Source organism: Burkholderia sp. Ac-20349, assembly GCF_017104865.1.
Classification (GTDB): Bacteria; Pseudomonadota; Gammaproteobacteria; order Burkholderiales; family Burkholderiaceae; genus Burkholderia; species Burkholderia aenigmatica.
The window spans coordinates 16981-31057 of sequence record NZ_JAAGPM010000050.1 but is presented as its reverse complement, the minus strand read 5'-3'; the positions used below and the strand labels follow the sequence as shown (position 1 = coordinate 31057).

Sequence of the window (14077 nt, the reverse complement as noted above, 5' to 3'; positions counted from 1 at the left end):
CCGCTCGAAAAATGGACAGCGGATTATACAAAACCGCGGGGGTTCCCCTCCTGCCATCGCCAGTGATCGGCACACATTTCTTCGATGCCGAGCGTCGCGCGCCAGCCGATGATGTCGGCCGCGGCCTGCGGGTTCGCGTAGCACTCGGCGATGTCGCCCGGGCGGCGCGCGACGAGCTCGTACGGCACCGGCCGGCCCGACGCCTTTTCAAACGCCCGCACGACTTCCAGCACGCTGTAGCCCTGGCCCGTGCCGAGGTTCACGACGAAGCTCGCATCGCGCTTCGCGAGCGCGTCGAGCGCGGCGATGTGGCCCTTCGCGAGATCGACGACGTGGATGTAGTCGCGCACGCCCGTGCCGTCCGGCGTCGGGTAGTCGGCGCCGAACACGCGCAGCTTTTCGAGCTTGCCGACCGCGACCTGGGCGACATACGGCATCAGGTTGTTCGGGATGCCGGCCGGATCCTCGCCGATCAGCCCGCTCGCGTGCGCGCCGACCGGGTTGAAGTAGCGCAGCGTCGCGATCCGCCACGACGGGTCCGAGACTTCGAGATCGCGCAGGATCTGCTCGGCGATCAGCTTCGACTGGCCGTACGGGTTGGTTGCCGACAGCGGGAACGATTCGTCGATCGGCGAGCGCTCGGGCACGCCGTACACGGTCGCGGACGAGCTGAACACGAACTGCTTGACGTTGCGCTCGCGCATCACCTTCAGCACGGCGAGCAGGCCGCCGAGGTTGTTCTGGTAGTACTCGAGCGGCTTCGCGACCGATTCGCCGACGGCCTTGAGCGCCGCGAAATGGATCGTGCCGGTGATCGGGTGCGCGTCGAACACCTTGGCGAGCGCGGCTTCGTCGCACACGTCGACCTGGTGGAACGCGGGCGTCTTGCCCGTGATCCGCTCGATGCGGCGCACGGATTCGGCCTTGCTGTTGACGAGGTTGTCGACGATCACGACGTCGTAGCCGTTGTCGAGCAGCTCGACGGCCGTGTGCGAGCCGATGTAGCCCGCACCGCCGGTAACGAGGATGGTGCCTTTAGCGGTCATTGCAGAGGTGCTCCTTCAGAGGGTAATGCCTGTCAATGAATGAATGGTCTGCCGGTAGCGCTCGACGACCTGCTGCTCGTCGAATTCCACCGCGACCTTGTGCCGGCCGCGCGCACCCATCGCGTCGCGTCCGGCCGTGCCGAGTTCGATCATGCGGAGCAATTGCTCCGCGAGGCTCGCGCTGTCGCGCACGCGGCACAGGAAGCCCGTTTCGCCGTCGGCGACGACGTCGCGGCAGCCCGGCACGTCGGTCGCGACGATCGGGCGGCCCATCGCCGACGCTTCCATCAGCGTGCGCGGCACGCCTTCGCGGTACGACGGTAGCACGACGCAGTCGGCCGCCGCGATATGGGGGCGCACGTCGTGCGCTTCGCCGAGATACTCGACGACGCCTTCGCTCGTCCATGCGTCGACATCGGCGCGGCCGATCGCGCTCGGATTGTCGACGCCGAGCGGCCCGAGCAGCTGGAAGCGTGCGTTCGGGAAGCGGGCGTGCACGATGCGCGCGGCCTCCACGTATTCGCGCACGCCCTTGTCCCACAGCAGCCGGCCGATCAGGATGAAGACGGGGGCATCGCCGGCGGGCAGCGGCACCGGCGCGAACTGTTCGAGATCGACGCCTTCGCCGTGCAGCAGCCGCGCGCGATCGGGATGCGCGAGCAACCGCTCGTCGGTGAAGGTCGCGAGATCGTCGCGGTTCAGGAACCACACTTCACGCGGGAAGCGGAACGCGAACCGGTACAGGCGCTTCGCGACGCTTGCCGCGCGGCTTTTCTGGATGAAGACGTAGCCGAGCCCGGTCGTCACCGCGATCGACGGCACGCGCGCGAGCCACGCGGCGACCGAGCCGTAGATGTTCGGCTTGATCGTGTAATGGAACACGAGATCGGGCCGCAGCGCGCGGTAGTGACGCGTCAGCGCGGCGAGCGTGCCGAGATCCTCGCGCGGGCTCGTGCCTTTCGACGCGACCGCGAGCGCCACGTAGCGGCAGCCCATCTGCTCGAGCAGCGGCACCGTGCGGTCGTGCGGCGCGATCACGATGACCTCGGCGCCGCGCGCGACGAGCGCACGGATCAGCCCGTGGCGATACGTGTAGATCGCCCAGGCCGTGTTGCAGACGAGCGCGATGCGCAGCGGGGAGGTGGCGGACATGAAAAAAAGAAAAAATAAAGCGTCGAAATGACCGAAAGCGCCGGATCCGCGTCACGCGGACGGCCGCGCGGCGAACAGCGTCTGCTTGATCCGCTGCAGCGTGCGGTACGGCGTCACGAAATGCAGCAGGTTCTTGGCGAGGCCGGCCCAGTCGTACGGGTTCAGCGCGTTGAAGTGGCTCAGCAGCAGCGTGAGCGTCGACACCAGCTGGCGCCGGCGCCTGGTCGCGCTGATCCCGCCCTCGTTGAGCTCGTAATAGAGGCCGAGCTCGGGCAGGTTCGCGCAATCGTAGCGTTGCATTAACCGTAAAAAAAGATCGAGATCCTCGGCTGCGCGGTATTTCACGCGATAGTTGCCCACTTCGCGCACGGCGTCGATGCGCAGCATGACCGACGGGTGCACGAGCGGCGAGCGCAGGAAGCGCGTGCGGCGCAGCGTGCGCGGATCGGTGGCCGGCGTCAGCATGAAGCGCGGCTCGCCGGTGCGCGACACGACCTGCGTCCACATGCCGACGCAGGCCACCCGCGGGTGGGCGCCGAGATACGCGCGCTCCTTCGCGAGGCGCTGCGGTGCGGCGAGATCGCCCGCGTCGATGCGTGCCGCATAGCGGAAGCCGCGGGCGGCCAGCGCGTCGATGCCGGCCGCGAGCGCGCGCTCGATGCCGCCGTTCTGCGGCATGCGCAGCACCTCGATCGCGAGGCCGGGCAGGTCGGGCGCGACGATCGGCGGCGTGCTGCCGTCGTCGACGATCAGCACGTGCACGGGCGTGTCCTCGCGAAACGACGCGAGGGTCCGGACGACGTCGTCGTGCCCGTTGTAGGCCGGCATCAGCACGGCCACATCGTCGAGCGAGGGCGGGCAATCAGGGGACGTCATGGTCGCAGCTTGAAACGGATGTAATAAAAATTGACGGCGGCGGCGGCCAGATAGCCGGCCGCCAGCCCGACGAGCGCGCCGTACAGGCCGAGCCGCGGGATCGCGAACAGGTTGACGAGCGCGGCGATCGCGAGCGCGAGCAGCCATTTCGACAGCAACACGAATTTTGCTTGATATTTGAGAACGATAAGATTGCCTATCGCCTCGATGCCGGCCGGCACCGACAGCCAGACCGCCCAGCGGAAGATGTCGACCGACGCCTCGTAGCCGTGGCCGAACACCTTGCCGACGATCAGCGGGGCAGCGGCGTCGAGGACGAGCGCGCCGGCTGTCATCAGGCCGGCCGTCATCGCGATCAGCCGGACGATGTTGCGGCGCAGCCGTGCGACGTCCTGCACGCGGTAGACGAAGGCGGGCGCGATCGTCTGCGCGAGCATCAGCGCGAGCGTGATCCAGTTCTCGTTGAGCTGCTGCGCGGCCGAGTAACGGCCGAGATCGGCGAACGAGACATGACGCTCGAGCATCAGGCGGTCGAGCTTCAGAAACAGGTACATGCAGATGAGGCCGAGCCAGAACACCGTGCCGGCGGTCGCAAAGTGCCGGAACAACGGCTTGTCGAAGGTCCAGCCGAGTGCGCCGCCGTTGCGATGCCGGTAGTAAAGCAGCAGCGCGAAGCCGATGGCGGCGGCCTCGAGCGCCCACAGCCACGCGAAGCGGGCGGGGCCCGCGGCCGCGCGGACCAGCAGCCAGACGAGCAGCGCCTTCGCCAGCGCGGTGACCATGCTGGTGACGAGCTGCGGCTTGCTGTAGGTCATGCTCTGCAGCCACGCGTTGACGACGCCGACGAACGGCTCGCGGAACACCATCGTGACCGCGAGGCCCGCGAGCATCGCGCCGACCAGCGGGTCGAAGGCGCCCGCGGCGATCGCGATCCAGGTCGCGGCGAGCGCGGCGACCGACACGGCGATGCGCAGCACGAACGCGCTGCCGAGCACCGCGCCGAGCTGGGCGGGCGGGCGCTGGACGATGGTCGGGACGAGGATTTCCGCGCCGCACACCCAGGTGAGCGGCGCCAGTACCAGGAGAAGCGTATTCGCATACTGCCATTTGCCGAACACATCTGGCCCGAAATAACGGGCCAGCAGGCCGCTGATCGCGATCGCGACGCCGATCTGCGTGAGCCGTTCGAGCCCCAGCCAGACGAGGTTCGCGACGGCCTTCGCGACATCCGGGTTGCCGAAGCGTTTCAGCATGCGCGGTGGCGGCGTGCGCGCAAGGCGGCCGGCAGGGCGCCCGAAGGCTGCAGATTGGCGGCGGCGGGACGGCTAGGCATTAAAATGGGCGGTATGCGCGTCATCAAAACCCGCGATTATAAGTGGGATCGGGGGCGCTCCCGCCGTTCCGCGCCAGCGGTTTCGCTCGATGCGGGGCCAGCATGTATCATGCGCGGCACCGGCGAGCGGCGGCCAGGCGAGCCAGACAAATTTCCATGCACGCAACTGAGAGAAGAGAATCGATGATCTCCCAATCCATCTTCAAGGCATATGACATTCGTGGCGTGGTCGGCAAGACGCTCGACACCGACACGGCGCGCGGGATCGGCCGGGCATTCGGCAGCGAAGTGCGCGCGCAGGGCGGCGATGCAGTCGTCGTCGCGCGCGACGGCCGCCTGTCCGGGCCGGACCTCGTCGGCGCGCTGGCCGACGGCCTGCGTGCCGCGGGCGTCGACGTCGTCGACGTCGGCATGGTGCCCACGCCGGTCGGCTATTTCGCGGCGAACGTCCCGCTCGCGCTGAAGGGCGGCGAGCGCCGCGTCGATTCGTGCATCGTCGTCACGGGCAGCCACAACCCGCCCGACTACAACGGCTTCAAGATGGTGCTGCGCGGCGCCGCGATCTACGGCGAGCAGATCCAGGCGCTGTACCAACGCATCGTCGACGAGCGCTTCGAGACGGGCAGCGGCTCGTACGAGCAGTTCGACGTGGCCGATCAATACATCGCGCGCATCGTCGGCGACATCAAGCCGGCCCGCCCGATGAAGCTCGTCGTCGACGCCGGCAACGGCGTGGCCGGCCCGCTCGCGACGCGCCTGTTCAAGGCGCTCGGTTGCGAGCTCGTCGAGCGCTTCACCGACATCGACGGCACGTTCCCGAACCACCACCCCGATCCCGCGCACCCGGAAAACCTGCAGGACGTGATCCAGGCGCTGAAGGACACCGACGCCGAGATCGGCTTCGCGTTCGACGGCGACGGCGACCGCCTCGGCGTCGTCACGAAGGACGGCCAGATCATCTATCCGGACCGCCAGCTGATGCTGTTCGCGGAAGAGGTGCTGTCGCGCAACCCGGGCGCGCAGATCATCTATGACGTGAAGTGCACGCGTCACCTCGCGCAATGGGTGAAGTCGAAGGGCGGCGAGCCGCTGATGTGGAAGACCGGCCACTCGCTCGTGAAGGCGAAGCTGCGCGAGACGGGTGCGCCGCTCGCCGGCGAAATGAGCGGCCACGTGTTCTTCAAGGATCGCTGGTACGGCTTCGACGACGGTCTCTACACGGGCGCGCGCCTGCTCGAGATCCTCACGAAGACGGCCGATCCGAGCGCGCTGCTGAACGGGCTGCCGGACGCGATGAGCACGCCTGAACTGCAGCTGTGGCTCGACGAAGGCGAGAACTTCCGCCTGATCGACAAGCTGCAGAAAGAGGCGAAGTTCGACGGCGCCGAGGAGGTCGTGACGATCGACGGCCTGCGTGTCGAGTACGCGGACGGCTTCGGCCTGGCGCGTTCGTCGAACACGACGCCGGTCGTCGTGATGCGTTTCGAGTCCGAGACGCAGGAAGGGCTCAAGCGCATCCAGGAGGACTTCCGCCGCGTGCTGACGGCCGCGAAGCCGGACGTCAAGCTGCCGTTCTGAGCCTCGGCGGCCGATGGGCCGCCAACGGCGCGATGGTGAGTCCGATCGTCGCGCCTCCCCCGAAAAGCGGCGCACGCGACACGCGTGCGGCCGCTTTTTGCCTGTGTGACTCCCCGGGCGCGATAAAATCGCTCCTTTCTGCTTGTCGCCGGCTGCCAGCCGGCGTTTTTTCAGCGTGCAAAAGATCCTGATCGTGCGCGTGTCGTCGCTGGGCGACGTCGTGCACAACATGCCGGTGATCGCCGATATCCGGCGCCGCCACCCCGATGCGCAGATCGACTGGCTCGTCGAGGAAAGCTTCGTCGACCTGGTCAAGCTCGTCGACGGCGTGCGCAACGTGCTGCCGTTCTCGCTGCGCCGCTGGCGCAAGAAGCCGTTCTCGGGCGCCACGTGGCGCGAGATCCGGGCCTTCCGCCAGCGCCTCGCGGCCGAGCAGTACGATCTCGTGATCGACTGCCAGGGCCTCATCAAGACGGCCTGGGTCGCGAGCTGGGCGCGCGGCCCGCTCGTCGGGCTCGGCAACCGCACCGACGGCGCCGGCTACGAGTGGCCGGTGCGCTTCTTCTATCGCAAGCGCGTGCCGATCGCGCCGCGCACGCACGTCGTCGAGCGCTCGCGGCAACTCGTCGCGGCCGCACTGGGCGACCCGGCGCCGACGCCGGCCGATCCGGTCGACTTCGGCCTCGATACGCGCGCGGCGGCGCTCGCGGTGGCGGCGCTCGGCCTGAACCTGCCGGTGCCGTACGTGGTGTTCGTCCATGCGACGTCGCGTGCCGACAAGCAATGGCCGGACGCCGCGTGGATCGAGCTCGGCCAGGCGCTCGTGCGGCGCGGCGCATCGCTCGTGCTGCCGTGGGGCAACGACGCGGAGCGCGCGACCAGCGAGCGGCTCGCGAAGGAATTCGGCGCGGCGGCGATCGTGCCGCCACGGCTGTCGCTGCCGGCCGTGGTCGGGCTGATCGACGGCGCGGCCGCCACCGTCGGGGTTGATACAGGTCTGGTTCACATCGCGGCCGCGCTGAAGCGTCCGACGGTCGAACTGTACAATTTCGCGACGGCCTGGCGGACCGGCGGCTACTGGTCGCCGAACGTCGTCAATCTCGGCACGGCGGGGCAACCCCCGTCGATCGCGCAGGTGAAGTCGGCGCTCGCGGGCTTCGGTCTCCTGTAACGCTGTCACACGCGCGAACCCACGCGAACCGAACATGAGCGAATCCCAGATCATCGAAGTCCCGTCCGCCGACTGGAGCGGACACAACCTGTCGGCGCCGCGCGAGCAGCTGCTGGCCGCCGTCGAGGAAGGCAAGGTGCTGTATTTCCCGCACCTGCGCTTCGCGATCGAAGGCGGCGAGGAAGCGCTGCTCGATCCGGCGCTCGCCGACCCGAAACGCAAGAACATCAGCCTTGCGCCGAACGGCGGCGCGCTTGCCGGCGTGCTCGGCGACAGCGTCACGCAGTCGGCGGTGCGCGCGCTCGTCGCACGCTTCCAGCAGCAGGCCGGCACGCTCGTCGACGGCCTCTTTCCCGAATACCGCGGCAAGCTGCGCGTCGCGCCGACCAGCCTGCGGCTGATGCAGGTCGAGACGCGCCAGACGTCCTGGCGCAAGGACGACAGCCGGCTGCACGTCGACGCGTTCCCGTCGCGGCCCAACTACGGCGAGCGGATCCTGCGCGTGTTCACGAACGTGAACCCGGCCGGCGTGCCGCGCGTGTGGCGCGTCGGCGAGCCGTTCGAGGACGTCGCGAAGCGCTTCCTGCCGCACATCAAGCCGCAGTTGCCGGGCGCCGCGTGGCTGCTGAACCTGCTGCACGTGACGAAGTCGCCGCGCAGCGCGTACGACCACCTGATGCTGAACCTGCACGACAGCATGAAGGCCGATCTCGACTACCAGAAGACGAGCCCGCAGGAGACGATGCCGTTTCCGCCGGGCTGCGTGTGGATATGTTTCTCGGATCAGACTTCGCACGCTGTGATGTCCGGCCAGTTCATGCTCGAGCAGACCTTCTTCCTGCCGGTCGACGCGATGGTCCGCCGCGAATGCGCGCCGCTCGGCATTCTCGAACGCCTGAAGGGCAGGGCGCTGGTTTGAGCGCGCAATTTCTTCGAAGCAAGACAAGGGACGCGGCATGCTGAGGGTGATCTATCGCGCGCTGTGGTGGCTCGTCGCACCGATCGCCGTCATCCGGCTTGTCGTGCGTTCGCGCAAGGAGCGCGGCTATCGCGAGCACATCGGCGAACGCTTCGGCCACGTGGCGGGCCGCTCGCGTGACGACCGTGCGCCGCTGATCTGGGTGCATGCGGTATCGGTCGGCGAGACGCGCGCGGCGCAGCCGCTGATCGACGCGCTGATGCATGCGCGCCCCGATGCACGCATCCTGCTCACGCACATGACGCCGAGCGGCCGTGCGACCGGCGAACAGATCTTCGGCGATCGCGTGCTGCGCTGCTACCTGCCGTACGACATGCCCGGCGCGGTGCGGCGCTTCCTGCGCGCGTGGCGGCCGACGCTCGGCCTCGTGATGGAAACCGAGGTGTGGCCTACGCTGATCGACGAGTGCCGCCGTGCGGACGTGCCGCTGGTGCTGACCAATGCGCGCATGTCCGCGCGTTCGTTCCGGCGTGCCTCGAAGTTCGGTGCGGCAACGCACGACGTGTTCGGCGGTTTCTCGCGCGTGCTCGCGCAGAGCCCGGCCGACGCGGAGCGGCTGACGTCGCTCGGCGCGCGCAACGTGACCGTACTCGGCAACCTGAAGTTCGACATGACGACGCCGCCGGAACTCGCGGCGCGCGGCCATGCGTGGCGCGACGCGATCGGCGCGCGGCCCGTGTGGGTGGCCGCGAGCACGCGCGAGAACGAGGAGGCGCTGGTGTTGCAGGCATTCGCGTCGATGCGCACGCCCGGCGCGCTGCTGGTGCTCGTGCCGCGTCATCCGCAGCGTTTCGCCGAGGTCGAGGCGCTGGTCGAGCGCAGCGGGCTCAAGTGCGTGCGACGCTCGGTATGGGCGGCCGATAAGGCCGCGCTCGCGGCCGGCCGGCCGGCTGCCGAACCGATGCCGGACGACGTGACGGTGCTGCTCGGCGATTCGATGGGCGAGCTCGGCGCGTACTACGCGGCGGCCGACGTCGCGTTCATCGGCGGCAGCCTGTTGCCGCTCGGCGGCCAGAACCTGATCGAAGCGTGTGCGGTCGGCGTGCCGGTGCTGATCGGGAAGCACGTATTCAACTTCACGCAGGCGACCGCCGACGCGGTCGCGGCCGGCGCGGCGCTGCAGGTCGAGGATCCGCTCGATCTCGCGCACGTGCTCGACGCGCTGTTCGCCGACAAGGCGCGGCGCATCGCGATGGGTTCGGCCGGTGCCGCATTCGCGGCACGTCACCGCGGCGCGACCGCGCGCACGGTCGACGTGCTCGCGGCACTGCTGCCGCCCGCCGAACGCGGCGGGAGCGCGCTGCAGGACGCGCAGGATAATTCCGACGACTAGGCGACGGCGGCGCAATGCAGCCGGGAGCATGCGTGGCGGCACCGTATGGCGCCGCCACGCCGCTCAGACCGTCAGCAAACCCTTCTTCTCGATGAACGCGATCACGTCCGCGACGCCGTCGAGCGCCTTCAGGTTCGTCATTACGTAAGGCCGCTCGCCGCGCATCTTCTTCGTGTCGGACGCCATCACGTCGAGGTTCGCACCGACCAGCGGCGCGAGATCCGTCTTGTTGATCACGAGCAGATCGGACTTCGTGATGCCGGGGCCGCCCTTGCGCGGAATCTTCTCGCCGCCCGCGACGTCGATCACGTAGATCGTCAGGTCCGACAGCTCGGGGCTGAACGTCGCCGCGAGATTGTCGCCGCCCGATTCGATGAACACGATGTCGGCGTCGGGGAAGCGCGACAGCATCCGGTCGACCGCTTCGAGGTTGATCGACGCATCCTCGCGGATCGCCGTGTGCGGGCAGCCGCCCGTCTCGACGCCCATGATGCGCTCCTCGGGCAGCGCGCCCGCGACCGTCAGCAGCCGCTGGTCTTCCTTCGTATAGATGTCGTTGGTGATCGCGACGAGGTCGTACTGGTCGCGCATCGCCTTGCACAGCATCTCGAGCAGCGTGGTCTTGCCGGAGCCGACGGGGCCGCCGATGCCGACGCGCAGCGGCGGCAGTTTCTTCGTGCGGCGGGCGGAGGAAGGGGCAGGTGCGTTCATGGCGGATAGTGTCGGGTTCAGGAGCGGAACAACCGCGAATACTGGGTTTCGTGTCGCGCCGACAGGATGCCGAGCTGCGGCGCGAACGTGTTGACGGCGTCGGGCGGCGTCGCGAGCGCGCGGCGCACGGCCGCGTCGATCGCGCCGCGCAGCGCGACGATGATGCGTTGTCCGGCGAGCTGGCCGAGCGGTACCGCCTTCAGCGCGGCGGACGTCTGGTTCTCGACCCAGCCGAATGCATACGCGGCGAGCACGGCGTCGGCGCTCGCGTCGTGTGCGGCGGCGGCATAGGCGAATGCGGTGGGCAGCGCGACCGGCGAAATCGACGCGAGCGTCGCGCGGCGCGCGGCGTCGCCCCATTCGAGCGATGCGCACAGCTGCGCAAGCGACCAGCCCATCTGTTCGGTCTCGCGGCGCAGTTCCGCCGATTCGCGGCTCGCGATGAACCACGCGTTTTCGGTGGCGAGCGCCGATGCGTCGTGCGCGTGCCAGCGCGCGAGCTGGTGCGCGAGGAACGGCAGCTCGCCGTGCGCGAGCACGTCGGTCAGGCCGCTTGCGATCCAGTCGCGCGCGGTGTCGGCGTCGCGGATCAGGTTCGCGTCGAGCGCCGCTTCCAGACCCTGCGAATAGCTGAATGCGCCGATCGGCAGCGCCGGTGACGCGAGGTGCAGCAGCGCGACGAGTTCAGTGGTGGTCATGGCCGTGGCCGTGAGAACAACCCGGACCATGCTGGTGATCGTGATCGTGATCGTGATCGTGCGAGTGCGAGTGCGAGTGGCCGTGATGCTCGCCGAACACTTGCTGCGCGAGTGCGTAGTCCTCGGCGAACGTCGCGTCGTGCCCGTGCTTGTGGCCGCCGCCGTATGCACCGGCTTCCGGCTGGAACGGCGCGCTCGCTTCCTCGACCTGCGTGCCGAGCCGGCGCAGCATGTCCGCGAGCACCGGGTCGGCTTCGAGCTTCAGGTAGTCGTCGCCGATCTCGACCGGCGTGTGGCGGTTGCCGAGATGGTACGCGGCGCGCATCAGCGTGAGCGGGTCGGCCGCGCGCACGCGCAGCACGGTCTCGGGCGCGGCGGCAATGCGCACGAGTGCACCGTCGTCGGCGACCAGCACGTCGCCGTCGCGCAGGATCGTGCCGCGCGGCAGCAGGACCGCGACGTCCTCGCCGGTGTCGAGCGTTGCCGCGAGGCGGCTCTTGCAGCGGGCGTCGTAGGCGAGCGTGAGCGTCGGCGCGCGCGCGACGAGCGACGCGGCGAGTTTCACGTTCGGGGCAATGCGTTTGTCGAGGGTGCGCATGAATCGAAAACCGGCAATCAGAACAGGAAATAGCGCTGCGCCATCGGCAGCACCGAAGCGGGCTCGCAGGTGAGCAACTGGCCGTCGGCGATCACGTCGTAGGTTTCGGGGTCGACGCTGATCGACGGGCGCCACGCGTTGTGGATCATGTCGGCCTTCGTCACGTTGCGGCAGTTGCGCACGGGCACGATCCGCTTCGCAAGGCCGTAGCGTTCCGCGATGCCCGCATCGGCCGCCATCTGCGACACGAAGGTCAGCGACGTGCGCGCGAGCGCGCCGCCGCGGGTGGCGAACATCTCGCGATAGTGGACCGGCTGCGGCGTCGGGATCGACGCGTTCGGGTCGCCCATCTGCGCCATCGCGATCATCCCGCCCTTCAGGATCATGGTCGGCTTGATCCCGAAGAACGCCGGCTCCCACAGCACGAGGTCGGCCCACTTGCCGGGCTCGATCGAGCCGACTTCGTGTGCGATGCCGTGCGTGAGCGCCGGGTTGATCGTGTACTTCGCGACGTAGCGCTTCGCGCGGAAGTTGTCGTTGCGCGCGCCGTCCTCGGGCAGCGCGCCGCGCTGCACCTTCATCTTGTGCGCGGTCTGCCAGGTGCGGATGATCACTTCGCCGACGCGGCCCATTGCCTGCGAATCGGACGACAGCATCGACAGCGCGCCGAGATCGTGCAGGATGTCCTCGGCCGCGATCGTCTCGCGGCGGATCCGCGATTCGGCGAACGCGAGATCCTCGGCGATCGACGGATCGAGGTGATGGCACACCATCAGCATGTCGAGATGCTCGTCGAGCGTGTTGATCGTGTACGGGCGCGTCGGGTTGGTCGACGACGGCAGCACGTTCGACTCGCCGCACACCTTCAGGATGTCGGGCGCATGGCCGCCGCCGGCGCCTTCGGTGTGGTACGTGTGGATCGTGCGGCCCTTGAACGCGGCGACCGTCGATTCGACGAAGCCGCCTTCGTTCAGCGTGTCGGTGTGGATCGCGACCTGCGTGTCGGTGTCGTCTGCGACCGACAGGCAGTTGTCGATCGCGGCGGGCGTCGTGCCCCAGTCTTCATGCAGTTTCAGCCCGATCGCGCCGGCCGCGATCTGCTCGACGAGCGGCTGCGGCAGGCTCGCATTGCCCTTGCCGAGGAAGCCGAGGTTGATCGGCCAGCCGTCGGCGGCCTGCAGCATCCGCTCCATGTGCCACGGGCCCGGCGTGCAGGTCGTCGCGTTGGTGCCGGTGGCCGGCCCCGTGCCGCCGCCGAGCATCGTCGTGACGCCCGATGCGAGCGCCTCGTCGATCTGCTGCGGGCTGATGAAGTGGATGTGCGTGTCGATGCCGCCCGCCGTCACGATCAGCCCTTCGCCGGCGATCACTTCGGTCGCGGCGCCGATCGCGATCGTCACGCCGGGCTGGATGTCGGGGTTGCCGGCCTTGCCGATCGCGGCGATGCGGCCGTGCTTGATCGCGATGTCGGCCTTCACGATGCCCCAGTGATCGAGGATCACCGCGTTCGTGATGATCGTGTCGGGCACCTCGGCCGCCACGCGCTGCGACTGGCCCATCCCGTCGCGGATCACTTTCCCGCCGCCGAATTTCACTTCCTCGCCGTAGGTCGTGAAGTCGCGTTCGATCTCGATCAGCAGTTCGGTATCGGCGAGCCGGACGCGGTCGCCCGTCGTCGGCCCGAACATTTCCGCGTACGCGCGGCGGCTCAAGCGTAGTGTCATGTTGCTGTTCCTGAAGAGCGGGGCGCGGCTTACAGCGGCCCCATCACCTTGCCCTGAAAACCGTAGACGGCACGCTCGCCCGCGAGTGCGACGAGCTCGACGGTGCGCGTCTGGCCCGGCTCGAAGCGCACGGCGGTGCCGGCCGCGATGTTCAGGCGAAAGCCGCGCGCGGCCGCGCGATCGAACGACAGTGCGTCGTTGACTTCGAAGAAGTGGTAGTGCGAGCCGACCTGCACCGGGCGGTCGCCGGTGTTCGCGACGACGAGCGTCAGCGTGGCGCGGCCTGCATTCAGTTCGTGTTCGCCGTCGTCGGTGAGGATTTCGCCGGGGATCATGCGGGACCTCACGGAATCGGGTGATGGACGGTCACGAGCTTCGTGCCGTCGGGGAAGGTCGCCTCGACCTGGATGTCGGGAATCATCTCCGGCACGCCGTCCATCACGTCGTCGCGCGTGAGCAGCGTCGTGCCGTAATGCATGACCTCGGCGACGGTCTTGCCGTCGCGCGCGGCTTCCATCAGCGCGGCGGTGATGAAGGCGACCGCCTCCGGATAGTTGAGCTTCAGGCCGCGTGCGCGACGGCGCTCGGCCAGCAGCGCCGCCGTGAAGATCAGCAGCTTGTCTTTCTCTCGGGGAGTCAGTTTCATGAAGGCAAACGTTCAGGAAAACGTAATTTTTATCGGTGCGTGCGCAACGGGGCGAACGCGCGGGTCATCGTAGCACCGCGCTGTTTTGCGTGCGTCGCGTATCGGTTATGTAAGGAGCAAGGCGTGTGCCATGTGCGTGGAACGCAGCGCGATGCGCGCTCGTGGTGCGTGATGCATGCGCAACGTGCAGCGCCGCTCGCGACGCTGCGCCGAAACGGTGCGTGGCGCGATC

The 14077-nt window shown here is 68.5% G+C and carries 14 protein-coding genes; 4 read left to right on the top strand and 10 right to left on the bottom strand.

Features of this window, described 5'->3' with window-relative positions:
* Nucleotides 1-23: 23 nt before the first annotated feature.
* From galE to G3N61_RS18085, 4 genes are read right to left on the bottom strand one after another with little or no spacing between them, the layout of a single operon-like run.
* Nucleotides 24-1046, bottom strand: coding sequence for a UDP-glucose 4-epimerase GalE (galE, locus tag G3N61_RS18100; protein ID WP_043181618.1), 1023 nt, complete (start codon nucleotides 1044-1046; stop codon nucleotides 24-26).
* Between the two features lie 15 nt (nucleotides 1047-1061).
* The gene (locus G3N61_RS18095; RefSeq protein WP_205823231.1) at nucleotides 1062-2198 is read right to left on the bottom strand and encodes a glycosyltransferase family 4 protein; all 1137 of its coding nucleotides are present in this window, start codon (nucleotides 2196-2198) and stop codon (nucleotides 1062-1064) included.
* A gap of 51 nt (nucleotides 2199-2249) precedes the next feature.
* Nucleotides 2250-3074 carry a glycosyltransferase gene (locus G3N61_RS18090; RefSeq protein WP_205823230.1) on the bottom strand — a complete coding sequence of 275 codons (825 nt, stop codon included), beginning with the start codon at nucleotides 3072-3074 and terminating at the stop codon, nucleotides 2250-2252.
* Entirely contained in the window at nucleotides 3071-4327 is a 1257-nt protein-coding gene (locus tag G3N61_RS18085; RefSeq protein ID WP_089450049.1) for an oligosaccharide flippase family protein, read from the bottom strand. The genes G3N61_RS18090 and G3N61_RS18085 overlap by 4 nt, the downstream gene beginning before the upstream one ends.
* Nucleotides 4328-4590: 263 nt before the next feature.
* Here G3N61_RS18085 and G3N61_RS18080 point away from each other — a divergent pair, with 263 nt between their 5' ends.
* The 4 genes from G3N61_RS18080 to waaA all read left to right on the top strand — a co-directional run bounded on the left by G3N61_RS18080 (nucleotide 4591) and on the right by waaA (nucleotide 9468).
* Nucleotides 4591-5985: a phosphomannomutase/phosphoglucomutase gene (locus tag G3N61_RS18080; RefSeq protein WP_089450051.1), complete on the top strand. Its 1395-nt coding sequence runs from the start codon at nucleotides 4591-4593 to the stop codon at nucleotides 5983-5985.
* Nucleotides 5986-6160: 175 nt separating this feature from the next.
* Complete coding sequence (waaC, locus tag G3N61_RS18075) at nucleotides 6161-7156, top strand: lipopolysaccharide heptosyltransferase I (RefSeq protein ID WP_043183065.1); 996 nt, start codon at nucleotides 6161-6163, stop codon at nucleotides 7154-7156.
* 34 nt (nucleotides 7157-7190) lie between these two features.
* Nucleotides 7191-8075: a Kdo hydroxylase family protein gene (locus G3N61_RS18070; RefSeq protein WP_085039638.1), complete on the top strand. Its 885-nt coding sequence runs from the start codon at nucleotides 7191-7193 to the stop codon at nucleotides 8073-8075.
* Between the two features lie 37 nt (nucleotides 8076-8112).
* Nucleotides 8113-9468: a lipid IV(A) 3-deoxy-D-manno-octulosonic acid transferase gene (gene waaA, locus G3N61_RS18065; protein ID WP_205823229.1), complete on the top strand. Its 1356-nt coding sequence runs from the start codon at nucleotides 8113-8115 to the stop codon at nucleotides 9466-9468.
* 63 nt (nucleotides 9469-9531) lie between these two features.
* Here waaA and ureG read toward each other — a convergent pair whose 3' ends face one another.
* The 6 genes from ureG to ureA are packed head-to-tail and all read right to left on the bottom strand — an operon-like array spanning nucleotide 9532 to nucleotide 13845.
* Nucleotides 9532-10179 (bottom strand): urease accessory protein UreG, encoded by a 648-nt coding sequence (gene ureG / locus G3N61_RS18060; RefSeq protein ID WP_043181634.1) that lies wholly within the window; start codon nucleotides 10177-10179, stop codon nucleotides 9532-9534.
* 17 nt (nucleotides 10180-10196) lie between these two features.
* On the bottom strand, nucleotides 10197-10877 hold the full coding sequence (locus G3N61_RS18055; RefSeq protein ID WP_089450053.1) for an urease accessory UreF family protein: 681 nt from the start codon (nucleotides 10875-10877) through the stop codon (nucleotides 10197-10199).
* A complete protein-coding gene (gene ureE, locus G3N61_RS18050) occupies nucleotides 10864-11475 on the bottom strand; it encodes an urease accessory protein UreE (protein ID WP_205823228.1) in 612 nt (203 codons plus the stop codon). The genes G3N61_RS18055 and ureE overlap by 14 nt, the downstream gene beginning before the upstream one ends.
* A 17-nt stretch (nucleotides 11476-11492) precedes the next feature.
* Nucleotides 11493-13199, bottom strand: coding sequence for an urease subunit alpha (gene ureC / locus G3N61_RS18045; RefSeq protein ID WP_043181640.1), 1707 nt, complete (start codon nucleotides 13197-13199; stop codon nucleotides 11493-11495).
* Nucleotides 13200-13228: 29 nt separating this feature from the next.
* Complete coding sequence (locus tag G3N61_RS18040) at nucleotides 13229-13534, bottom strand: urease subunit beta (RefSeq protein WP_043181642.1); 306 nt, start codon at nucleotides 13532-13534, stop codon at nucleotides 13229-13231.
* Nucleotides 13535-13542: 8 nt separating this feature from the next.
* The gene (ureA, locus tag G3N61_RS18035; protein ID WP_006406310.1) at nucleotides 13543-13845 is read right to left on the bottom strand and encodes an urease subunit gamma; all 303 of its coding nucleotides are present in this window, start codon (nucleotides 13843-13845) and stop codon (nucleotides 13543-13545) included.
* Between the last annotated feature and the right edge of the window lie 232 nt (nucleotides 13846-14077).